Origin of the sequence: Pseudomonas mandelii (assembly GCF_024138395.1) — a bacterium.
Lineage (GTDB): Bacteria > Pseudomonadota > Gammaproteobacteria > Pseudomonadales > Pseudomonadaceae > Aquipseudomonas > Aquipseudomonas mandelii_E.
This window is the reverse complement of sequence record NZ_JAMYDU010000002.1, coordinates 369,837-390,116: the sequence shown is the minus strand read 5'-3', so window position 1 is coordinate 390,116 and position 20,280 is coordinate 369,837. Positions and strand designations below refer to the sequence as shown.

General features: G+C 59.9%; 20 protein-coding genes. 9 read left to right on the top strand and 11 right to left on the bottom strand.

The window, feature by feature from the left end:
• Positions 1 to 64 precede the first annotated feature (64 nt).
• Positions 65 to 697: a DedA family protein gene (locus NHU87_RS05155; RefSeq protein ID WP_253546257.1), complete on the top strand. Its 633-nt coding sequence runs from the start codon at positions 65 to 67 to the stop codon at positions 695 to 697.
• Here the strand turns inward: NHU87_RS05155 and NHU87_RS05150 are convergent.
• On the bottom strand, positions 678 to 1,925 hold the full coding sequence (locus tag NHU87_RS05150; RefSeq protein ID WP_253546254.1) for a sterol desaturase family protein: 1,248 nt from the start codon (positions 1,923 to 1,925) through the stop codon (positions 678 to 680). The two genes, NHU87_RS05155 and NHU87_RS05150, sit on opposite strands and share 20 nt — an antisense overlap.
• Before the next feature lie 114 nt (positions 1,926 to 2,039).
• On the opposite strand from NHU87_RS05150, the gene elbB reads away from it, so the two are divergent.
• Positions 2,040 to 2,708: an isoprenoid biosynthesis glyoxalase ElbB gene (elbB, locus tag NHU87_RS05145; protein ID WP_253546251.1), complete on the top strand. Its 669-nt coding sequence runs from the start codon at positions 2,040 to 2,042 to the stop codon at positions 2,706 to 2,708.
• 125 nt (positions 2,709 to 2,833) lie between these two features.
• On the opposite strand, the gene NHU87_RS05140 is transcribed toward elbB, so the two are convergent.
• Positions 2,834 to 3,289, bottom strand: a complete 456-nt coding sequence (locus NHU87_RS05140; protein WP_008012502.1) for a YaiI/YqxD family protein — start codon at positions 3,287 to 3,289, stop codon at positions 2,834 to 2,836.
• Between the two features lie 126 nt (positions 3,290 to 3,415).
• A complete protein-coding gene (locus tag NHU87_RS05135; protein ID WP_253546248.1) occupies positions 3,416 to 5,314 on the bottom strand; it encodes an FTR1 family protein in 1,899 nt (632 codons plus the stop codon).
• Between the two features lie 153 nt (positions 5,315 to 5,467).
• Here NHU87_RS05135 and NHU87_RS05130 point away from each other — a divergent pair, with 153 nt between their 5' ends.
• From NHU87_RS05130 to NHU87_RS05110, 5 genes are all read left to right on the top strand, one after another.
• Complete coding sequence (locus tag NHU87_RS05130) at positions 5,468 to 6,868, top strand: COG3014 family protein (protein WP_253546245.1); 1,401 nt, start codon at positions 5,468 to 5,470, stop codon at positions 6,866 to 6,868.
• Between the two features lie 206 nt (positions 6,869 to 7,074).
• Entirely contained in the window at positions 7,075 to 8,469 is a 1,395-nt protein-coding gene (locus NHU87_RS05125) for a COG3014 family protein (protein WP_253546243.1), read from the top strand.
• 16 nt (positions 8,470 to 8,485) lie between these two features.
• Positions 8,486 to 8,857 (top strand): YcfL family protein, encoded by a 372-nt coding sequence (locus NHU87_RS05120; RefSeq protein WP_007899347.1) that lies wholly within the window; start codon positions 8,486 to 8,488, stop codon positions 8,855 to 8,857.
• A gap of 39 nt (positions 8,858 to 8,896) precedes the next feature.
• Positions 8,897 to 9,484 carry a penicillin-binding protein activator LpoB gene (lpoB, locus tag NHU87_RS05115; RefSeq protein ID WP_007899345.1) on the top strand — a complete coding sequence of 196 codons (588 nt, stop codon included), beginning with the start codon at positions 8,897 to 8,899 and terminating at the stop codon, positions 9,482 to 9,484.
• Positions 9,485 to 9,487: 3 nt separating this feature from the next.
• The gene (locus NHU87_RS05110) at positions 9,488 to 10,231 is read left to right on the top strand and encodes a penicillin-binding protein activator LpoB (RefSeq protein ID WP_253546240.1); all 744 of its coding nucleotides are present in this window, start codon (positions 9,488 to 9,490) and stop codon (positions 10,229 to 10,231) included.
• A gap of 174 nt (positions 10,232 to 10,405) precedes the next feature.
• Here NHU87_RS05110 and NHU87_RS05105 read toward each other — a convergent pair whose 3' ends face one another.
• From NHU87_RS05105 to NHU87_RS05095, 3 genes are all read right to left on the bottom strand, one after another.
• Positions 10,406 to 11,038, bottom strand: coding sequence for a LysE family transporter (locus tag NHU87_RS05105; RefSeq protein ID WP_253546237.1), 633 nt, complete (start codon positions 11,036 to 11,038; stop codon positions 10,406 to 10,408).
• Between the two features lie 251 nt (positions 11,039 to 11,289).
• The gene (locus NHU87_RS05100) at positions 11,290 to 11,871 is read right to left on the bottom strand and encodes a mechanosensitive ion channel family protein (RefSeq protein ID WP_253546234.1); all 582 of its coding nucleotides are present in this window, start codon (positions 11,869 to 11,871) and stop codon (positions 11,290 to 11,292) included.
• Positions 11,871 to 13,781, bottom strand: coding sequence for an ATP-binding cassette domain-containing protein (locus tag NHU87_RS05095; protein WP_253546231.1), 1,911 nt, complete (start codon positions 13,779 to 13,781; stop codon positions 11,871 to 11,873). The genes NHU87_RS05100 and NHU87_RS05095 overlap by 1 nt, the downstream gene beginning before the upstream one ends.
• Positions 13,782 to 13,831: 50 nt before the next feature.
• Here NHU87_RS05095 and NHU87_RS05090 point away from each other — a divergent pair, with 50 nt between their 5' ends.
• Entirely contained in the window at positions 13,832 to 14,296 is a 465-nt protein-coding gene (locus NHU87_RS05090; protein ID WP_253546228.1) for a TIGR02444 family protein, read from the top strand.
• On the opposite strand, the gene NHU87_RS05085 is transcribed toward NHU87_RS05090, so the two are convergent.
• Positions 14,293 to 15,435, bottom strand: a complete 1,143-nt coding sequence (locus tag NHU87_RS05085) for an AlgP family protein (RefSeq protein ID WP_253546225.1) — start codon at positions 15,433 to 15,435, stop codon at positions 14,293 to 14,295. The two genes, NHU87_RS05090 and NHU87_RS05085, sit on opposite strands and share 4 nt — an antisense overlap.
• Before the next feature lie 192 nt (positions 15,436 to 15,627).
• On the opposite strand from NHU87_RS05085, the gene NHU87_RS05080 reads away from it, so the two are divergent.
• Positions 15,628 to 16,293, top strand: coding sequence for an FKBP-type peptidyl-prolyl cis-trans isomerase (locus NHU87_RS05080; protein WP_253546222.1), 666 nt, complete (start codon positions 15,628 to 15,630; stop codon positions 16,291 to 16,293).
• A gap of 62 nt (positions 16,294 to 16,355) precedes the next feature.
• Here NHU87_RS05080 and rsd read toward each other — a convergent pair whose 3' ends face one another.
• From rsd to NHU87_RS05060, 4 genes are all read right to left on the bottom strand, one after another.
• Entirely contained in the window at positions 16,356 to 16,814 is a 459-nt protein-coding gene (gene rsd, locus NHU87_RS05075) for a sigma D regulator (RefSeq protein ID WP_253546219.1), read from the bottom strand.
• A gap of 179 nt (positions 16,815 to 16,993) precedes the next feature.
• Entirely contained in the window at positions 16,994 to 17,545 is a 552-nt protein-coding gene (locus NHU87_RS05070) for a disulfide bond formation protein B (RefSeq protein ID WP_253546216.1), read from the bottom strand.
• 342 nt (positions 17,546 to 17,887) lie between these two features.
• A complete protein-coding gene (locus NHU87_RS05065) occupies positions 17,888 to 19,126 on the bottom strand; it encodes a heme biosynthesis protein HemY (RefSeq protein ID WP_253546212.1) in 1,239 nt (412 codons plus the stop codon).
• Positions 19,123 to 20,277: a uroporphyrinogen-III C-methyltransferase gene (locus NHU87_RS05060; RefSeq protein ID WP_253546209.1), complete on the bottom strand. Its 1,155-nt coding sequence runs from the start codon at positions 20,275 to 20,277 to the stop codon at positions 19,123 to 19,125. Before NHU87_RS05060 ends, NHU87_RS05065 begins: the two co-directional genes overlap by 4 nt.
• Positions 20,278 to 20,280 lie beyond the last annotated feature (3 nt).

The window sequence follows — 20,280 nt, the reverse complement described above, 5'->3', positions numbered from 1 at the left end:
TTGACACTTTCCTGAATGTGTCCGAGGGGTTAGGCTGCGCGTTCATTTCGCCAGCACCCAGACAATGCTCCAACAATTTCTGCATGACTACGGCTACTTCGCCCTCTTTCTCGGCACGTTCTTCGAAGGCGAAACCATCCTGGTGCTCGCGGGCTTCCTTGCGTTCCGTGGATACATGGACATCAAGGTGGTGATGCTCGTGGCATTCCTCGGCAGTTATGCCGGCGACCAGCTGTGGTACTTCCTGGGACGCAAGCACGGGCGCAAATTGCTGGCGCGCAAACCGCGCTGGCAATTGATGGGTGATCGGGCGCTGGAACATATCCGCAAGCACCCGGACATCTGGGTGCTGAGCTTTCGCTTTGTCTATGGACTGCGCACCGTGATGCCGGTGGCGATCGGTCTGTCGGGCTATCCGCCGGGACGTTACCTGCTGCTCAACGGGATTGGCGCAGCCATCTGGGCCGCCGCGCTGGCTTCCGCCGCCTATCACTTCGGCGCAGTGCTCGAAGGCATGCTGGGCAGCGTCAAGAAGTATGAGCTGTGGGTGCTGGGCGCCCTGCTGGTCCTGGGCTTTGGCCTGTGGCTGCGGCGGCGCTTCAAGAATGCCCGTCTGGCGAAGAAGATCTACGCCGACGAGCAAGCGTTGAAAGCCGAACAGGCCAAGTCCGGCGAACCTACGACGCCCATCGAGTGAAGCGGTTTCTACAACAGTAGAGACCGATGCCGCTGAGCAGGCTGTAACTGAGCAGCCCCACCCAGCCCACCGCGCTGCCCATTGCACTGTCCGGCCATAACCCGACCATTGGCGCCAGCCATACCAGCGGCAGGTTCGATGCCAGCCGAAACAGCTCCAGCTTCAATGCCTGCGGGCGATTTTCCAGGGCCGCGCCCAACACAAACAGCCCCCATCCCACAGCCCCCCAGCCCAACACCAGGGCCGACGTCGGCAGGCTCTGTTCCAGGTTCATCAAGTAACTGCCCAAGGCGATGTAGACGCAAAATTGCAGCGCCACATACCACTGCTGGCGCCCGTCCAGCGGTACCTCGAATTTGCGAAACTGGCTCAGGTCCGGTTTGTTCATCGGGTATTTGGCCGCCACATCCGCTGGCCGCCAACCGGTGCGCATGAACCAGATCCGCAGCTTGTCCCACCAGCGTTCGGCGCGCCGGGCGTCCTCCCACAACTGCACATAGAACTGCATGTTCGCCCACAACGGATTCCAGCTCGCCAGCGGCGTGGTCACGCCGAAAATCACCGGTTCGTTGTCGTCCTCTTCCTGGAACGAGCCAAATAGACGGTCCCAAAAAATGAACACCCCGCCGTAGTTGCGATCCATGTAGAGAGCGTTCTGTGCATGGTGAGCCCGATGATTGGACGGCGTGACGAAGAACCATTCGAACCAGCCGAGCTTGGGAATATGCCGGGTATGCACCCAGAATTGGTACAGCAGATTCAGCGCCGCAACGCTGACGAACACCACCAGCGGCACGCCGAGCACGGCCATGGGCAGGTAGAAAATCCAGCTCAACAGAAACCCGGTGCTGGTCTGGCGCAAGGCCGTGGAGAGGTTGTAATCCTCGCTCTGATGATGCACCGAGTGCGCGGCCCAGAGGATGTTGCGCTCGTGGCCCATGCGGTGCAGCCAGTAGTAGCAGAAGTCGTAGAAGACGAAAGCAAACACCCAAACCCAGACGTTGTCGGCCGACAGCTCAATCACGGCCAAGTGCTTCAGGGCGAAGGCATACGTCACCAGGCCGATGCCTTTGGTCAACAGGCCCGTGGTGGTCGACAGCACGCCGGTGCTGAGGCTGTTGATTGCGTCTGCCATGCGGTAATTGCTCACCCCGCGCCAACGGTCGGCCAGCAACTCGGCCGCAATCAGCACAAAGAAAAACGGCACCGCATACAGAATGAAGTCCATGACGCGCCCTGATCAGAATTGTTCAGCAGAGATTAGGTGTAGCCGCGAACTAACCCTATGGCAACGAGTGACAAATTAGTGGACATTTAACGCCATGAATCTGGAGAAAAGCCCATGAGCAAAAAAATTGCAGTGATCCTTTCCGGCTGCGGCGTATACGACGGCGCGGAGATCCACGAAAGCGTGATCACCCTGCTGCGGCTGGACCAGCGCGGTGCCCAGGTGCAGTGTTTCGCACCCAATATCGCGCACTTGCACGTGATCAACCATCTGACCGGCGAAGAAATGCCCGAGGCGCGCAACGTGCTGGTGGAATCGGCGCGGATCGCCCGGGGCAATATCAAGGATATCCGTGAAGCCAGCGTCGAAGACTTCGATGCGCTGATCGTTCCTGGCGGATTCGGGTCGGCCAAGAACCTGTCGAACTTTGCCGTCGAAGGCGCCGGATGCAGCGTTCAGCCTGACGTCCTGGCGCTGACCGAAGCGTTCGCCGAGGCCGGTAAGCCAGTGGGGTTGATCTGCATTTCGCCGGCCCTGGCCGCAAAAATCTACGGCCCGGGTGTGACCTGCACCATCGGCAACGATGCCGATACCGCCGCCGCGATGAACAAGATGGGCGCCACCCATGCCGAGTGCGCGGTGACCGATATCGTCGAAGACAAGGCGCGCAAACTGGTGAGCACTCCGGCGTATATGCTGGCGCAATCGATCAGCGAGGCTGCTTCCGGCATCAACAAACTGGTCGACCGGGTGCTGGAACTGACCCACGAAAACGATGCCTGAGACCTGATCGTTCCCCCGCTCCGCGTGGGAATGCAGCCCCGGGACGCTCTGCGTCCCAAAGCGGACGCAGAGCGTCCATTGAGGCATTCCAACGCAGAGCGTGGGAACGATCATTACCGTCTTGCTTAAGACTTGCGCGACAACCGCGTAAGTATCCGGTCCAGCGCATTGGCGAACGCCTGCTTCTCACGATCGCCAAACGGTGCCGGTCCACCACTCATCTGCCCCTGCTCACGCAGATCGGTGAACAGGTTACGCACCGCCAGTCGATCGCCCATGTTCTGCGCATCGAACTCCTTGCCCCGTGGATCCAATGCCGCAACGCCCTTCTTCACCAGCCGGTCCGCCAGCGGCACATCGCTGCAAATCACCAGTTCACCTGGCACCGCGTGTTCCACCAGGTAATCGTCGGCGGCATCCGGGCCGCTGGGCACCACGATCAGCTTCACCAGGGCGAGGCCCGGTTTGATCTGCGGCTGACCGGCCACCAGCACCACTTCGAACTGGCGCTTGAGGGCGAACTTCACCACCAGATCCTTGGCTGCCCGCGGGCAAGCGTCGGCATCGATCCACACGCGCATAGTGTTTCCCTCTTCTAAAAAGCTTCGCGGGCAAGCCTCGCTTCAACAGGTTATACGCGACCCAACTGGCCCGCGAATCCTGTAGGAGCGAGGCTTGCCCGCGAACATGAGCGAAGCGAATGCCTTTTAAGAAACCTGCACCCTACGCTTCTCGGCCATCCGGCTTCGGCTGTACAGCAAGATGATTGCAATGATCGCCACAGCCTGAGCACTCAGCGAATAGGCATCAGCGTGGATCCCCAGCCAGTCGAAGTCAAAGAACGGCACCGGCCGCGTGCCGAAGATCCCGGCTTCCTGCAACGCCTTCACACCATGGCCGGCAAACACCACCGACAACGCGCACAACAGCCCGGCATTGATGCCGAAGAACAACGCCAGCGGCAGTTTCGCCGAACCGCGCAAAATTACCCAAGCCAGACCGATCAGCAATACCAGCGCCGTCGCTCCGCCCGCCATTACGGCGTTGTGTCCTGCCGGCCCGGCCTGCAACCACAGGGTTTCGTAAAACAGGATCACTTCGAATAGCTCGCGATACACCGAGAAGAACGCCAGGATCGCAAAGCCGAAACGCCCGCCCCCGCTCACCAGGCTGCTCTTGATGTAATCCTGCCAAGCCGCTGCGTGGCGACGGTCGTGCATCCACACACCAAGCCAGAGCACCATGACACTGGCAAACAACGCCGTCGCGCCTTCCAGCAGTTCACGCTGGGCACCGCTGACGTCGATCACATACGCCGCCACCGCCCAGGTCGCCAGCCCGGCCAGCAGCGCAAGTCCCCAACCAACGTTAACGCTACGCACCGCCGATTGCTGACCGGTATTGCGCAGGAACGCGAGGATCGCCGCGAGCACCAGAATCGCTTCCAGGCCTTCTCGCAACAGAATCAACAGACCGGAAATGTAGCTCAGCGACCAGCTCAAGCCATCACTGCCGAGCAGGCCCGCGGATTCTTTCAACTTGATCTTGGCCGCCTCCAGACGCTGCTCGGCCTGGGCCACCGGCAAGCCGTCCTGCAACGACTGACGGTAAGCCATCAGGGACTTCTCGGTGTCTTTGCGCACGTTGGCGTCGACGTTGTCCAGAGAGCTTTCGACCAGCTCGAAGCCTTCCAGGTACGCAGCCACCGACAGGTCGTAGGCCTGATCGTGATCGCCGGCGCGGTAGGCGGCGATGCTCTTGTCCAACGTTGCGGCCGTGTAATCAAGCAACTGCCCCGGGCCACGCTGGACCTGCGGCGGTTGCGCCCGTTGCGCGCGGAAGATCGCGGCTGCTTGCGGACCTTCGGCGGCCTGCACTTCGGCTGGCGTCTGACGTGCCAGATCGGCGATGTTGTAGGTTTTCCCGGATTTTGCCGTGGCCGGATCGGCGCTGAAGCTGGCGATATAGGTCGCCAGGTCCCAACGCTGGCGATCATCGAGTTGATCGGCGAAGGCCGGCATGTCGGTGCCTTCAACGCCCATGCCCAGCGTGTTGTAGATCGCGTAGAGGCTCAAGCGGTCCAGTCGCACGGCATCGCGCAGGTTGGCCGGCGGTGGCGTCATGCCGACACCTGCCGGCCCATCACCAGCGCCCGCATCGCCATGGCACACCGAGCATTGCTGGGCAAACAGCGGCGCGCCGCGAGTCGGGTCCGGGGTAATGACCGGAGCCTGACTGACCTCATAGGTCACCGCCAGTTTTGCCCCCAGCTGCCGCGCCTGACGGGCAACATCCGCGCCATCCTTGCGAGCGGCAATCGCAGCGCCAAGTTTGCTGACGCCCTGCTCCAGTTCTGCGCGCTCGGGTTTGGCCGGCAAATCGGCGATCAAACCTTGCAGCACCTTGAGGAATTCCTGCTGTTCGCGGTATTCGGACTCATCGATGACTTTGCCCGCCTCCACCGTCGCTGGGTAATCGGCGCCGATGTAATCGAGCAAATGCAGGGCCTTGGGCGCACCTTCCGCGGTTTCGGCCAGCGCATTGAAGCTGCAGAACGCGATCATCGGCAGCACGAGCCACGCCAGAAAACGAGAGGAGGCAGTCATGAATAAATCTCAAATGGAAATACGAAGTAACACATTGTTCACTCTGAATGAGTTTCACTCAAGCTTTGTTGGTATTTCCTGCACAACGGCGTGTACATTTAGCGGCCAATTGCCACCCTCCAGCGGCTCAGTTCAGGGAAGAAATCATCGTCCATGCGTTCACATCTGTTTTTCTCGCTGCTGTTAAGCCTCGCCCTGCAACTGATCGGTTGCGCCGCCTACCGCGACTACGACCTGGAACTGGAGCAAACAACCACCCAGTTGAAAGCGGGAAATCCGCAGGGTGCTCTCCAACTGCTGGAACTGCACAACCCGTCAGAAGAACGGGATCTGCTCTACTACTTCGAAAAAGGTGCAGTCCTGAGTGCCGCTGGTGCGTTGCCGCAGAGCCAGGTTGCCTGGCGCAGCGCGGAGCAAATGGTGATCCAGCGCCAGGACACCGTCGAGTCTACCGGCACACAGCTTTTGTCCGCGCTGGGCAATCACTGGGGCAGCATCATCAACGACAAACTGCGTCGCTACGATGGCTACGACTACGAAAAAGTCATGCTGACCACGCAGATGGCCCTGAACCAGTTGGCCGTGAATGACTTCGACGGTGCCCGCGCCGACATCAAGAAAACCCACGAACGTGAAGCACTGATCGCCCGCCAGCGGGAAAAGGAATACGAGCGAATCGAAGAAGAAGCCAATGCTCAGGGCGTTCGCGTGCACTACAAGGATCTTCAGGGCTACCCCGTGATGACCCTTGATGCGCCTGCCGTGATCGCGCTTAAAAACGGCTATCAGAGTGCGTTCAGTCACTACCTGGCCGGGTTTACCTATGAGGCGCTGGGTGAGCGTGATCTTGCCGCCCCGGGTTATCGCCAGGCCATCGAGTTGCGACCCGACCTGCCCTTCTTCGAACACGCATTGCGCGAACTCGACAAACCCAAAGCCAAAGCAAATGAAAGCGATGTGCTGATCATCGTGCAAAGCGGCTTGGCGCCGGCGCGCAGTTCGGTTCGTGTCCCCTATCCGGTGCGCCTGGAAGACAATCAGGTGATCGTCGCCAACGTGTCGTTTCCGGTGATGGTTCCCGACACGTCAACCCCAGCGTTCACGCAGATGACTATCGACGGTCGCAAACAGCAACTGATACCCGTCAACAGCATCACCGACATGTCGCTGCGCACCTTGCGCGACGATATGCCAGGCATCATTCAACGCACCGCGTATCGCGCCTACCTGGCCGCTTCTGTCCAGGGCACAGACAACCGACGCGACCCGAGCAAAGCCTCTTACGTGACGAAGCATGATGGCTTCGAGCACGCGGACACCCGAACCTGGCGCACCTTGCCCAACATCACCCTGGTGGCGCGCTTGCGCCTGAAAAAAGGTGAGCACCTGATCAGCCTGCCCAACGCGCCCGGCGTCGCGCCGCTGAAAATCCGCATTGAGCAGAACCATCAGGTCATAGGCCTGCGAGCGCTAGGCGGGCGGATTTACAGCAACGGGGTGGCTTTCGAACCTTCCTCTGCACCTAAAAGCAGTGTGGTATCCGGTCTGAAATAAGTAATGGCACATTTGTGAAAGCATGTAATTAAAAAGCCATTACATGGCCAGCATCCCTGTTTATAATGCCGCGCCGTCGTTATTGCGATACGGCATTTAAGCTCCTCTTTTTATGAGGAATTGGCAGGACGCCAGTCTCCCTGTCGATAGGTCCCAACAGCCCGACCAGCACGCGGCTGCTTATATTCAGGGAAGACGTACCCCTTATGGCATTCCGCGCCCACACCATGATCGCGCTCAGCGCTGTCACGTTGCTTTCCGGCTGCTCGGCCTTTCGTAACTACGATTCGGAACTTGCACAAACCAACCAGCAACTGGCTGCCGGCAACGTCGACGCCGCATTGACCCTGCTGGAAAAGAACAACACCAGCAAAGACAAAGACCTGCTCTATTACTTCGAGAAAGGCGAACTGCTGCGCGCCAAGGGCGACTTGTCCGGCAGCCAGAACGCCTGGACCAGCGCCGATCAGGTGGTGGGCAAGTGGGAAGACGCGGTCAAACTCGACACCGACAAATACCTGGCTCAGTTCGGCAGCTTCCTGGTCAACGACAAGGTTCGTCGCTACGAAGGCTACGACTACGAAAAAGTCATGCTGACCACGCAGATGGCCCTCAACCTGCTGGCGGTGAACGATTTCGACGGCGCGCGTACCGCGATCAAGAAGACGCACGAGCGTGAAGCGGTGATTGCCGAGCTGCGTGACAAGGAATACCTCAAGAGCGAAGAGCAAGCCGAGAAGGAAGGCGTCAAAACCCAGTACAAGGATCTTCAGGGTTATCCGGTGGCCAGCCTCGACGCGCCGGAAGTGGTCGGCCTGAAAAACAGCTACCAGAGTGCGTTCAGCCATTACCTGGCCGGCTTCGTCTATGAAGCCCTGGGCGAGAAAGATCTGGCGGCGCCGGGTTATCGCAAAGCCGCCGAACTGCGTCCGAACACACCGTTGCTGGAACAGGCGCTGGTGAACCTCGACAAACCCGCCAAGGACGAGAACAGCGACATCCTGATCGTGGTGCAAAGCGGTCTGGCGCCGTCCCGCGATTCGATCCGCATTCCGCTGCCATTGCCGATCAGCAACAACGTGGTGATCACGCCGCTGTCGTTCCCGATCATCAAACCGGATACCTCCACCGCCACCTTCGCCCAGATCGGCGTGGACGGTCAGCAACTGAACCTGACGCAACTCAACAGCACCACTGCCATGTCCCGCCGCGCTTTGCGTGACGACATGCCGGGCATCATCTTGCGCACCACCGTGCGGGCGATCACCCGTGGCGTGGCACAAAAGCAAATCAACGAAACCAACCCGCTGGCGGGCCTTGCAGTCGGTATCTCTTCAGCTGTGCTCGAAGGCGCCGATACCCGTACGTGGCGCACGCTGCCGGACAACACTCAGGTGGTGCGCCTGCGATTGAAGACAGGCGAACACAGCGTCACGCTGCCGAGCGCCGTGGGCGGCTCGATGGTCAAGGTCACCGTCGATCAGCGCTTTCAGGTCATCACCCTGCGCGCCGTGGGCAATCAAGTATTCGCCAGCGGCGTGGCTGCGCACCTGATCCCGAGCGCCAACCCGACCGCCATGGCCAGCCTCAAACAACCTTAAGAACGGAGTCTTTTGCATGCGTTTCAAATTCATCGCTGTCGTCGCCCTGGCCTTGCTGGCCGGCTGCGCCACCCCGCCACCGCCGGAGCCAGGCAGCGCTGCCAGCAAGGTCGTGGCCATGGGCAAGCTCAAGAACATCGTGGTCGGCGCCATGCGCGTGGCCCGGGAAAACGGCTTCATGACGGTCAATGCGCAGCTGAGTAATACCAGCTACAACAACAAGACTTTCTACTACCGTTTTGCCTGGCTCGGCCCTGAAGGCTTCCCGGTTGCCGAAGAAGAAACCTGGAAAAGCCAGATGATGTACGGCGAGCAGACCAGTTTCATTCAGGCCATTGCGCCAACCGCCAAAGCCGTGGATTTCCGTCTCGAAATCAAAACGCCTTAAGTACCACACCCTTTTCATTCAGTTCTAGAGAGCATTCCCATGTTTGCACGCTTTTCGTTCATCGCCGTCATCGCCCTTCTGGCCAGCGGTTGCGCCAACACTTCGCCGACCCTGGGCAGTAAAAACATCAGCTATGGCGACACCAAGGCCGTAGAAACCGTCACCAATGAGTTCGGTTCCACCGACCTGCAAATGATCGCCGAATCCATGACCCGCTCCCTGGCCCAGTCCGGCATCCTGCAAGGCCGTCCGGTGGTTCAGGTTTACGACGTGAAGAACAAGACCAGCGAGTACATCGATACCCGCGAAATCACCACCAGCATCAAGACTCAACTGATGAAGACCGGCGTCGCCCGCTTCGCCAGCGACAACACGGCCATGCAAAGCCAGGTTGACCAGCTCAAGCTGCAAAACCAGAGCGGCCTGTACAAGAAAAGCACCGTGGCCAAGACTGGTAACATGATCGCTGCCCAGTATCGCATCGAAGGCTCGATCAGCTCGATCGTCAAGCGCAGCAGCGATTACAAGGACGTCTTCTACAAATTCAGCCTGCAGTTGATCGACGTTGAAAGCGGTCTGGCCGAGTGGATGGACGAAAAAGAGATTCGCAAAACCACGGAGCGTTAATCGATGCGCACATGGATTGGCATGATGGCCCTGGCTTGCGCGTTCAGCGTGCAAGCGGCCCCGAAAGTCGCGGTGACGGATCTGGCGTACCAGGAGCGCGTGGAGCAATACATCCACATCGTTTCGGCACAGAGCAACCACAGCCAGAGTTATTACGGCGCCAGCGGCTCTTCGAGTTACAACGAGATCGAAGCGACCAGCAGCTACATCGAACAAGGTGAACTGCGAAAATTCACCGGCGACATCAAGGGCGAGATTCTGCGCACCGGAATGTTCCAGCTGGTGCAGGGCACGCCTTACACGGCATCGTCCAAAGGTGACGTGTATGACGTGATCAAGCGGATCAAGGCCGGTAGCTTCAAGGGTGCCGATTATGTGCTGTTCGGCACCGTGTCAGACATCGACTTCACCCGCGACATGAACGAACTGGCCAACACCGACAGCTATTCCGCGGTACTGGGGCTGACGCTGGTGGCGGATTTCAGTCTGATCAACACCAAGACCTATGAAATCACCTCAGCCTTCACGGCGATGGGCGAAGGTCAGGACACCAAACTGGTGAATGGTCGGGATATCAAGATTTCGCTGAACCGCCCACGGGTGGTGCGTGACGTGTCCAAGGCGCTGGGTGAGGATGTGGCTGCGCAACTGAGCCAACAGCTCGGTGGCGGTGGCTATGAGCAGCCGGGGCAGCCCCCGCTGCGCAATAACCTGCCGCGGGATACGGCGCCGGTGATTCTGCACTGAGATCCGGATCGATCACTCACTGCCTGATCGTTCCCACGCGCAGCAAAGGAATGCAGCCCGGGACGCTCTGCATCCCAAAGAGCCGAACGCGGAGCGTCCGTTGAGGCATTCCCACGCAGAGCATGGGAACGATAAGGCGATCTGAAGAGGTCGCCTTTTTTGTGCCTGAAGGTTTTACACCGCCGCTTTGCGCAGGGTCGCCATGAACGCCGCCGCGCCAATGAACAGCCCGGCGAAGGTGCGGTTCATGCGTTTTTGCTGCTTGGGTGTGCGCAGCAAACGCAGCACCTTGGCCGCCAGACCTGTGTAGCCGGCCATGACGATCAGATCGACACAGATCATGGTCACGCCGAGGATCAGGTACTGGGCCACCAACGGCGCGTGGGGGTCGATGAATTGCGGCAGCACCGCGAGCATGAACACCAGGGCCTTGGGGTTGCTGACATTCACCAGAAAACCGCGAAACACCAGCGCCATCGGCTTGCCGATCTGCCGGATGGCAGCGTCGTCGCTCATGTCATTGGGCAGCACGCGCCATTGCTTGACCGCGAGGTAGACCAGATACGCCACGCCAAACCATTTGATCGCGTAAAAGGCTGTCGCGGAGGCCGCGAGGATCGCCCCCACACCGGCAGCGACAATCGCAATCTGCAACGCCAGGCCCAGTTGCAGGCCCAGGGCGTTCCAGTAACCGCGCCAGAAACCGTAGCGCAAACCGCTGGACATCGACGCAATGGCGCCGGCACCGGGGGAAAGACTGATCACCCAGCAGGCGGCAAAAAACGCCAGCCATGTTTGAAGCAGCATCGCACACCTCGACTCAGACTCGTGACAGACGTCTAAGCTAATGCGCCTTTGGGCCGATGACTATCGTTTTTTGTCGGACATGGCGACTGCCGACCAGCGTTTACGGCTTGAAGGACCTATCGTCTGACGAACCGCCATCGCGAGCAAGCTCGCTCCCACAGGGTTTCGGTCTAATCACAAACCTGCAATCCAACCCAAAAACTGTGGGAGCGGGCTTGCCCGCGAAAGGGATGTGTCAGGCAACAGAAGGCTTACTTTTCGAACCCGTTCGAAGGGAACACATCCGTGCCGCGCCAGCGTCGAACCGAGCGCTGGAAGAACAGGCTATTGGGCACTTGCACCATGGCGCTGCCGGTACCGAGTTCTTCGGCTTCGATCAGCGTGGTATAGAGCAGATTGATTGCCACCACCCGGCCTTTGACGCCGGGCTTGTCGGTGGTATCCACCAATTCGACCACATCGCCGATGCGGAACGGGCCGACGGTGAAGATCAGGATCGCGCACAGCAGGTTGGACAGCACACTCCACATGGCGAAAAACGCCACGGCAGCCACCGCAACGAAACCGGACAATGCCGTCCAGAGTACCGTGGCCGATACGCCAAGGCGTTCCAGCACAAAGATCAGTGCGCTGCCCATGATCAGCCAGCGCAAACCGCCGCGCAGCGGCATGAAAAACTGCGGCGGAAACGGATAGCGCTCGCCCAATCGAGTCAGGCATTTAGCGACAAGACGCTGGGCGATATAGCCGGCCAGCAAGATCAGCAGGATTTGCACGACCAGCCAGAGCGGCTCGCCCCACCCAGCCGGCAACGGCAGCTTGAAGGCTTCCATCAGGACAGAGCCTCCAGCTCCGCCTGCATGCTTTCCAGCAGTTCCAGCGCTTCCATCCAGGCTTCTTCCAGCTCGGCTTCACGCACCTTCAGCTTGGCCTGTTCAGCCAGCAGATCACGCAAGTCGTTCTTGCGCATCGGCTCGTAAATGTCACTGTCGCCAAGGCTGGTATCGATCTTCGCCAGCTTCTCGTGCAGCTTGCCCAGCTCGGCTTCAAGCTTGTCGGCCTCGCGCTTGTGCGGTGCCAACTGCTGACGCAATGCAGCAGCGGCCTGGCGCTGGGCCTTCTTGTCGGTCTTGTCCGGATTGACCGGGGTATTGCTGACCGGGGCATTGCGTTGACGGTATTCGACCAGCCAACGGGCGTAGTCTTCCAGGTCGCCATCGAACTCCTCGACCTTGCCATCTGCCACCAGATAGAAATTGTCAGTGGTGCTTTTGAGCAGATGGCGATCGTGTGAAACCACCAGTACCGCGCCACTGAATTCCTGCAGGGCCATGGTCAGCGCCAGACGCATTTCCAGGTCCAGGTGGTTGGTAGGTTCGTCGAGCAGCAACAGGTTCGGACGATCCCAAGCGATCAATGCCAAGGCCAGACGCGCTTTCTCACCGCCGGAGAAATTCAGTACAGGCTCATCGATACGCGCGCCGCGGAAGTCGAACCCTCCGAGGAAGTCGCGCAAGGTCTGCTCACGCTCGGTCAGCGCCAAGCGTTGCAAGTGCAGCAACGGGCTGGCCTTGGAGTCGAGGGAATCGAGCTGATGCTGGGCGAAGTAGCCAACGACGGTGTTTTCACCGCGTGTCAGGCGACCGGCCAATGGCTTAAGCTCACCGGCGAGGTTTTTGATCAGGGTCGATTTACCCGCGCCGTTCGGGCCGAGCAAACCGATCCGCGCGCCGGGGGTCAGTTGCAGCTTGACCTTCTCCAGTACGGCTTTGTCGCCGTAACCCAGACGAGCATCCGACAGGTCGATCAGCGGACTGGAAATTTTCGTCGATTCGCGGAAGACGAAGTCGAACGGCGAATCGACGTGGGCGGCGGACAACTCTTCCATCCGCTCCAGCGCCTTGATCCGGCTCTGGGCCTGACGGGCCTTGGTGGCCTGGGCCTTGAAGCGGGCGATGTAGCTTTCCATGTGCGCACGTTGCACCTGTTGCTTCTCGTAGGCCTGCTGTTGCTGGGCCAGACGTTCGGCACGGGCGCGTTCGAAGGCGCTATAACCACCGCGATACAGGGTGATCTTGCGCTGATCGACGTGGGCTACGTGATCGACCACGGCATCGAGGAAGTCTCGGTCGTGGGAAATCAGCATCAAGGTGCCGGGATAGCTTTTAAGCCACTCTTCGAGCCAGATGATGGCGTCGAGGTCCAAGTGGTTGGTCGGTTCATCGAGCAGCAACAGGTCTGAAGGGCACATCAAAGCCTGCGCCAAATTCAGACGCATCCGCCAGCCACCGGAGAAATCTCCTACCTGTCGATCCATCTGCTCGTTGGTGAACCCAAGCCCGGCCAGCAGCTTTCGAGCCCGGGCGTCGGCGGTGTAGCCGTCGGCGCTGTCGAGTTCCGAGTGCAGGCGGGCCTGAGCGGCACCGTCATGGGCCGCTTCGGCTGCGGCGAGGTCGCGTTGCACCTCGCGCAGGCGCAGGTCACCATCGAGCACGTAGTCGACCGCGATGCGTTCGAGCGTCTCGATTTCCTGGCGCATGTGGGCGATGCGCCAGTCGGCCGGCAGGAAGCAGTCACCCGAGTCCGGGTGCAGTTCGCCACGAATCAAGGCGAACAGGCTCGATTTGCCGGCGCCGTTGGCACCGATAAGGCCGGCTTTGTGGCCGGCGTGCAGGGTCAGCTCGGCGTCTTCTAGCAGACGTTGCGGGCCACGCTGTAAAGTCAGGTTCTGAAGTCGAATCATAATGGCGGCGGAGTCTACCAGCTTCGCTCGCAACTGGCGCGAGTAGCACTATGTCCTCTGACCTGTGGAGCTTTTCCCTTGGCACTTACGCCCGTCCCGGCGTTGAAGCTGCTTGCCTGCAATTGCAGTCGAGGGGGGTGAACGTGTGCCTGCTGCTTTGTGGGTTGTGGCTGGGACAGCGAGGAGTCGCCTGCAACGAACAACGATTGCAACAGCTTCGCCATGTGGCCGAGCCTTGGGACGCGGAGGTCGTGCGACCGCTACGGGCGTTGCGCAGCCAATGGAAAGCCGGCGCGACCGAAGACGTCGAACTGAATATGTTGCGCGAGCAAGTCAAAGCCCTGGAACTGCAAGCTGAACGAGCGCTGTTGTTGCGACTGGAGCGATCGGCAAAGAGCTGGCCGCAGAATGAGGCGACCGATCTCTCGGCCTGGCTGGAAGGTATGGCGGCAGGCGCCGCCAACCTGGACCGCGACGCGCTGCATCAGCTGCGCGTCGCGGTAACCGGCACTTAGGAAGCGCTGGTTGGGGTGGTGCTGGTGCTCGACGACGCGGCTGGCGTTGGCGCAGACGTGGTGGTCGAGGTGGTTGCCGCAGGCGCTGGCGAAGCCGAGGAAGCCGGGGCTGAAGTTGCTGGCTTGATCGCTGGCGCAGTGGCCGGCTTGGCAGCGGCGACTGGCTTTTTCACGGCCGGTTTTGCTGCTGGCTTGGCCGCGGTTTTGGCTGCTGGTTTTGCAGCAGGTTTTGCCGCGGCTGGTTTGGCAGCAGTGGCTGGCTTGGCAGCAGCAGGTTTCGCAGCAGCAGGTCTAGCGGCCGGTTTAGCAGCGGGTTTGGCCGCAGCTTTTACAGCAGGTTTCGCAGTGGATTTCGCAGCAGGCTTGACTGCGGCGGTTTTGGCCGCGACAGGTTTGGCGGCGGGTTTGGCAGCCGGCTTCGCGGCGGCAGTTCTAGCGGCTGGCTTGGCAGCAGGTTTAGCCGCTGCAGTTTTTGCCGCGACGGGTTTCGCAGCCGTGGTTTTTGCAGCCGGTTTAGCGGCAGCTGTTTTGGCAGCAGCGGGCTTGGCGGCAGGTTTGGCAGCCGTCGTTTTAGCCGCTGGTTTCGCAGCACTGGCAGCGACTGGTTTTTTCGCCGCCGGTTTTGCGGCTGGCTTGGTTGCGGCTTTCACTGCAGCTTTGGCAGCAGGCTTGGCGGGTGCTTTTGCAGCAGCTGGTTTGGCAGCGGCTTTCTTCGCAGGTGCTGCAGCTGGCTTGGCCGAACGCAGGGACAACGCCTTGCCGACAGCTTCTTGGACACGACCGACACCCTGGGCCAGTTTCAGGCTTTCTTGAGCGTCGCGTTTGAGCTGCAGGATGTAGCTGCGCGTTTCGGACTGGCGATCCTTGAGGGCATCGAGCAAGTTCTCAAGTTCTTTCACCGCCTCTTTGGCCTTGGCTTGCGCCTTGGCCTTGCCGACCGCCGCAGCGTCCTGCAATTTGGTCCGGGATTTGTGCAGTTTTTCCTGCGCTTTTCCGCGCTGCTTTTCCAACTTGGCGAGCAGTTTTTCAGCATCAGCCAGAGCTTGGGAACAAGCGTTTTCCAAATGCTCGAGCAAGCTGCCCGAGAGTTGTTGGAGTAAGTGCAACGGAGTATTTACAGGCTTCTTGGTGGCCGACATGGTTTACCTCCTGGCTGACGTGAATGCGGCTCATACTAGACCTCTGCTGCTACCGCCGCTAGGGCATGTTGACAGTATCGAAAGCACTCCGTTGCAACATCGCCAAAATGTTCTGCGCGCAACTGAAACCAGTTCACCTTCGAGCGCATCCACACTGGCATAATCCTGCGCATCTCAGGTCGGAGAGTGCCCATGACGCGCTACCTTTTTTTATCGCTGTGCGTGTTTTTTTCCGTGGCCCAGGCCGCCGAAAAAAATGCCGCAAATGACGCTCACGATCTCGCTTACAGCCTGGGCGCAAGCCTTGGCGAACGCTTGCGCCAGGAAGTTCCGGATCTGCAACTTCAAGCATTGCTCGAAGGTTTGCAGCAAGCCTATCAAGGCAAGCCGCTGGCACTGAAAGATGAGCGGATCGAACAGATTCTGGCCGAGCATGAAGCCCGGGTTGCCATGCAATCGCCTGTGCCGCAAAGCGAGTTGGCTTTGGAAAACGAGCGACGGTTTCTCGTTGAAGAAAAAGCCAAACCTGGCGTTCGCGAACTGGCCGATGGAATATTGCTGACAGAGTTGGCGCCGGGCACCGGTGCCAAGGCCGGTCCGAATGGCAAGGTTCAGGTGCTGTATATCGGACGCCTGCCTGACGGTTCAGTGTTCGACCAGAACAGCGAGGCGCAGTGGTTTAGTCTTGATAGCGTAATCAGCGGATGGCGCAGTGCGCTGCAAAACATGCCGGTCGGCGCAAAATGGCGTCTGGTGATTCCATCGTCCCAAGCCTATGGCGCCGAGGGTGCCGGCGATTTGATCGCGCCGTTCACGCCGCTGGTATTCGAAGTCGAATTGCGCGGCGCGAAAACCTGAAAGCCGGAAATGAAAAACGGCGCGCATTTGCGCACCGTTTTGAGGGTGTTGCTGGATAAGGTTCAGGCCTGAACCGAATCCTCTTCCTTGTGAGCGGTGTGCAGCACTTCGATCAGACAGTCTTCCAGTTCGAAGCGTTCGTGCAACAAGCCACCCAGCTCCTTGAATTTCTCCGCGACACACTTGCCTGCATCACACAGATCGTTGAACGCCAACAGCTTCTCGGTGATGACGTCGATGCGCGGGTAAATCGTCTCGGCCAACTCCAGACCGCGAGTATCACCAAACGCCTTGGCTTCGCTCGTCAGCTGTTCGTAGATTTCGAAATGCCCGGCAGACACGTAGTCGACCAGCACACCGCAGAATTCCTGCAACGGTTTTCGGTTCTCGCCCAAAGCTTCGGGCTTGGCGCCGAGAGCGTCATAGGCCCGAACCAGTTCGTGACGCTCCTGCAACCAGCGATCGATCAGCAGATGCACTCCACCCCAACGTTCCTGAGCATTCTGACAACTTTCGAGCATGGTGATTCTCTCTTCCCTTGTGGGTCATGCTGCTCTACACCTGTCGCGCACTTGAAGATCAAGAATCGACCAGGCAGAGCGTCATTCGAGCAACATAAATCCAATGACACGTGCGGGCCAGATTATGCCCGCGCGCCTATGGCTTCAAGGTACGCAGGAGATAAAGTTCATACAAGTGTTTAATCACCTGCCAGTACCCGGTGCGACGAGTCGCCGCTGAGCGGTCGCTGACACGTGATCCAGACAAGGCGCAGCAACTGATACCCACCCAGAAGCATCATCGCAACGAAGAACAGCAGACTCCATTCCGGGATGCTCAGGTCGAACAGCGTCCAGGAAATTTCCGCGCAGTCGGCGGTTCCTTTAAACATTCGCTGCACGACACACAACCAGGGCGTACTGGCAAACAGATCGGCCAGATTGGGCGAGCATGCCGATAGCTGATGCACCGGATCGCTCTGCAACACCACTTGCCGCCACGCCGTGACGGTACCCGCCAGACTGCAAAGCAGACCCAGCAACCAATACAGGAAGGATCCAAAGCGGCCAGGTCCCTGCACTGAAGCCGCCAGGCAGACAGCCGTGAGCAGAGCCAGGCAAACCCGCTGCAACAGGCACAACCCGCAAGGCTTGAGGCCGACCACATATTCCAGGTGATAGGAAACGCCCAAGGCCAGGGCACCTGCAATGAAAACCATGAAAAACAAGGAGCGTGAGCAGGCCAAAGACATGGCTTTTCCGTAACAGTAGAGACAGGTGGTTACGGTAGAGGAAAGCGCGGCAGCCTTTCAAGGCAGGCTGCCACGGACACTTCACCAGAAGTGTAGGGAATTCCCGACAGTGTCGAGAGGATTTGATGTAGTCCCCTGTAGGACTTTGCCGGCGAAGGATTACAACGCTGAAACAATGGCGGATTCGAAGCGATTCCCGCCCCTTGTAGCAGCTGGCGCAGCCTGCGTTCGGCTGCGCAGCAATCGTCTAAGTTTGATGCGGCTTGTCTGACCAAACCGTGGTGTCTGTTTTACGACTGCCGCGCAGCCGAACGCAGGCTGCGCCAGCTGCTACAGGGGCCGTCAGGCGTGAACCGGCACGGGCAGCGGGGCCGCCAGCAAGCGCTCATCCAATAGGCCCAAGCCCTCCTGGAACAGCTGGTTACTGCGATCGGTGTCACCCAGTTGCGCCAGCAACCGCGCCAGTTCGGCGCAGGCTTCAGGGTTGCGCTGCACACGCAGGCTGCTTTCCAGATAATCCCGAGCCTTGCCCCACAGACTGCTTTGCAGACACAAACGCCCCAACGTCAGCAACAGGCTCGGGTCGGCGGGATGATCCTTAAGCCAACCCTCGGCAGTGTGCAGTTGCCTGGCCGGATCACTGCCGCGAACCAGCCCGTACAGGCGCGCCAGATGGCTGTCGTATTTGCGTTTGAGGGCTATACGCAGGACCTCTTCGGCCTCGACCTGTGCGCCCAGTTGCCGCAATTGCTCGGCATAGGCCAGTACCAGTTGCGGTTCCTGGCGCTGAGCGGCGGTAAGTTGCTGCCAGGCGCGATTGAGCGATTGCAAACCGACCGTTCCGTCCTCTTCCCGGTGCGCCGCCAACGAAAGATTCTCACCCCAGGCGCGACGCTCCAGTTCAGCCAGCTCGGCCGGTGGCAACACCTTGTCCTTGCGTAACTCCGGCAACAAGCGAATCACAGCCGACCAGTCGCCCCGCTGCTGATGCAGGCGTTGCAACTGGCGCAGCGTCTGGACGTTATGAGGATGACGCTCATGCATGGCTTGCAGGGTAACCAGAGCGCCTTCAGTGTCGCCGCGGTCCGTCTGCAATTGGGCATGACTCAAGGCAATCGCCAGCTCGGCCTGGGGTTGTCGCTCGAGGGCGCGCTCCAGCAGGTTGTCGCTTTCCTCGTAGTGACCTTGTTCGTTCGCGGCGCGGGCAGCACCGAGGTAGTACAGCAGCGGCTGGCGCTCGGCTTCCGCGGCGCGATACAGGTGACGCTGCGCACTGGCCCACCGGCCCTCGGCCAAATCCAGCTGACCGTGCTCTATCGCTACTTGCACCCGCCGACTGCGATTGCGCCGCGACCATGGATTGACCACCCCACCGGAAGTCGTCACCAGCTCGATCAACGCCTTGATGCCCCAGAACACCAGCCACAGCACGACCACCAGAGCCAGGGTTGCCCACAGGCTCGATTCGTAACGGAAAGTTCTGTAGGCGATCAGCACGTAGCCGGAATGCTCGGCAATCGCCAGCCCCAGCGCGGCGGCAGCGGCGATAACCACGAACACGATCACATAGAGGCGCTTCATGGCATGGCCTCCTGCGTAGTGCTCGCGGCAGGTTTGGCCATAGGTTTCACCGATTCTTCGGCGTTGACGTTGCGGCGCTCAAGGTAAGCCTGAACCGCACTCAACGTGCCCGTCAGATCCGGCGTGACCACCGTGACCGGCTGCTTGCTCAACTCGGCCACCTGCTCGAGCATGATCTTGCTCTGAGGGTTGTCCGGATTGAAGTTGCCCTTGAGAACGTCCCGCGCCTCGGCCAGCGCCTGAGTGTAAACCGCGGCCTGACCATTGAGCGCGGCCCACTGCGCCTGCTCCAGCGTCAGGCTCAGGGCCAGACGCACCTGGCTCAGGCTCTGCCCTGCCAACAATGGACGAACATTCTTGTCGGCGTTGAAATCGATGCGGATATAGCGCGAGATCTGATCCCACCATTGTGCCCAGCGACTGGCACCGTCGCCATCGGCTGTCAGGCCCAGCAGGGATTCGCCACGGTCCTTGTATTCCGGTGCCAGCTCAGTGAGGTTGATCACTTGATCGCGCAAGGCACCCAGTCGCAGGAACAAGCCGGTGCGATCCGGCTGTTCGGTACTGCGCAGGGCTACCAGGGTTTTGGCCACTTGCTCGCGAGCGGCGAAAGCCCCGGGGTCGTTCTGTTCACGGAGAATTTCATCGGCGCCTTGCACCAGGGCCTGGGCACTACTGATGTCCTGCAACGCCGACAGACGCAGACTGGCCAGACGCAGCAAGTGCTCGGCTTCGGCCAGACGCCAGTCCTTGCGGCTCGCACCGAGGACGGTTTCCAGACGTTGATTCAGACGTTGCTGATCGCCTTGGAGTTGAGTGACCAAGCGACTGCGCGCGTCGAGTTCCTCGGCGGCCGGCATTTGCTCGAGGCGAGCCGTCAGGCGTTGCTCGTTGAGTTTCAAGCTCTGGGCCTGATCGTTCAGCGCCTGAACCTGACTCAACTGTTGCTGGTTATTGGCTTGCAGGTGACGCACCTGCCAGACTCCCCAACCGCCCACGGCAACACCGGCAGCGCCCAACAGCAGCGCGACGATTGCCAACCCATTGCCTCGGCGCTGCTCAACAGCAGGTAGCGCAGTTTCAACCGGTGCATCAGCCGGCGCATCAAGCACGGGCCGGACGTCATCTTTAGGCAAGGCTGTTTCGCTCACGTA

Coding starts and splice junctions, on each gene's coding strand:
- NHU87_RS05105 (WP_253546237.1), bottom strand. CDS start 11,038: ATGCTGCTTCAAACATGGCTGGCGTTTTTTGCCGCCTGCTGGGTGATC.
- NHU87_RS05090 (WP_253546228.1), top strand. CDS start 13,832: ATGTCCTCTGACCTGTGGAGCTTTTCCCTTGGCACTTACGCCCGTCCC.
- NHU87_RS05130 (WP_253546245.1), top strand. CDS start 5,468: ATGCGTTCACATCTGTTTTTCTCGCTGCTGTTAAGCCTCGCCCTGCAA.
- NHU87_RS05085 (WP_253546225.1), bottom strand. CDS start 15,435: ATGTCGGCCACCAAGAAGCCTGTAAATACTCCGTTGCACTTACTCCAA.
- NHU87_RS05125 (WP_253546243.1), top strand. CDS start 7,075: ATGGCATTCCGCGCCCACACCATGATCGCGCTCAGCGCTGTCACGTTG.
- NHU87_RS05070 (WP_253546216.1), bottom strand. CDS start 17,545: ATGTCTTTGGCCTGCTCACGCTCCTTGTTTTTCATGGTTTTCATTGCA.
- rsd (WP_253546219.1), bottom strand. CDS start 16,814: ATGCTCGAAAGTTGTCAGAATGCTCAGGAACGTTGGGGTGGAGTGCAT.
- NHU87_RS05155 (WP_253546257.1), top strand. CDS start 65: ATGCTCCAACAATTTCTGCATGACTACGGCTACTTCGCCCTCTTTCTC.
- NHU87_RS05120 (WP_007899347.1), top strand. CDS start 8,486: ATGCGTTTCAAATTCATCGCTGTCGTCGCCCTGGCCTTGCTGGCCGGC.
- NHU87_RS05100 (WP_253546234.1), bottom strand. CDS start 11,871: ATGGAAGCCTTCAAGCTGCCGTTGCCGGCTGGGTGGGGCGAGCCGCTC.
- NHU87_RS05140 (WP_008012502.1), bottom strand. CDS start 3,289: ATGCGCGTGTGGATCGATGCCGACGCTTGCCCGCGGGCAGCCAAGGAT.
- NHU87_RS05135 (WP_253546248.1), bottom strand. CDS start 5,314: ATGACTGCCTCCTCTCGTTTTCTGGCGTGGCTCGTGCTGCCGATGATC.
- NHU87_RS05065 (WP_253546212.1), bottom strand. CDS start 19,126: ATGAAGCGCCTCTATGTGATCGTGTTCGTGGTTATCGCCGCTGCCGCC.
- NHU87_RS05150 (WP_253546254.1), bottom strand. CDS start 1,925: ATGGACTTCATTCTGTATGCGGTGCCGTTTTTCTTTGTGCTGATTGCG.
- NHU87_RS05095 (WP_253546231.1), bottom strand. CDS start 13,781: ATGATTCGACTTCAGAACCTGACTTTACAGCGTGGCCCGCAACGTCTG.
- lpoB (WP_007899345.1), top strand. CDS start 8,897: ATGTTTGCACGCTTTTCGTTCATCGCCGTCATCGCCCTTCTGGCCAGC.
- NHU87_RS05080 (WP_253546222.1), top strand. CDS start 15,628: ATGACGCGCTACCTTTTTTTATCGCTGTGCGTGTTTTTTTCCGTGGCC.
- NHU87_RS05110 (WP_253546240.1), top strand. CDS start 9,488: ATGCGCACATGGATTGGCATGATGGCCCTGGCTTGCGCGTTCAGCGTG.
- elbB (WP_253546251.1), top strand. CDS start 2,040: ATGAGCAAAAAAATTGCAGTGATCCTTTCCGGCTGCGGCGTATACGAC.